Here is a 681-nt window from a genome sequence, read left to right as displayed (position 1 = left end):
GCTAAGCCTGGTTCAATCAAGCCACATACTACATTCACTTCAGAAGTATACGTACTTTCGAAAGATGAAGGTGGTCGTCATACTCCATTCTTCAAAGGTTACCGTCCACAGTTCTACTTCCGTACAACTGACGTAACAGGTGACGTACAGTTACCAGATGGCGTAGAAATGGTAATGCCTGGTGATAACATCAAGATGACTGTAACTCTAATCGCGCCAATCGCGATGGATGAAGGTCTTCGTTTTGCTATCCGTGAAGGTGGCCGTACTGTAGGTGCTGGTGTTGTAGCAACTATCGTAGCGTAATAATTAACCTTAAAGTTAATTATTAGAAAAAGGTCACTTAGGTGGCCTTTTTTAATGCCTGAAGAAAAGTGTCATATGAAGGTGGCGCTCTTACCTTAGGTATAGGTGCTTTGTAGCAACTATCGTAGCGTAATTATTAGCCTAGCTAATTATTAGCCTAGCTAATTATTGCCAAAAAACCCGAGCTTAGTCTCGGGTTTTTTAATGTCTAAAATAAAAGGCCACTCTGGGTGACCTTTTTAATTATACAAATCTGCTTATATATGGGGTCTATTTAACGTTAAGAAAATTACGCTAGAACTAGGCAAAAATTTTTGTATCTAGTTGTTCTAAATAAAAAATTTTTAACGACGTTATAGTGCAATTTAATTCGTT

The 681-nt window shown here is 38.2% G+C and carries 1 protein-coding gene; it reads left to right on the top strand.

What is annotated here, in order from left to right:
* Positions 1-306 (top strand): elongation factor Tu (locus tag H5119_RS20015; protein ID WP_182702981.1); only part of this gene is annotated, 306 nt, incomplete at its 5' end.
* Positions 307-681: the final 375 nt, after the last annotated feature.

This window comes from Pseudoalteromonas sp. SG45-5, from assembly GCF_014164085.1.
GTDB classification, from domain to species: domain Bacteria; phylum Pseudomonadota; class Gammaproteobacteria; order Enterobacterales; family Alteromonadaceae; genus Pseudoalteromonas; species Pseudoalteromonas aliena.
Note: the sequence above shows the minus strand (reverse complement) of the source record. Positions and strands in the feature narration are given on the sequence as shown.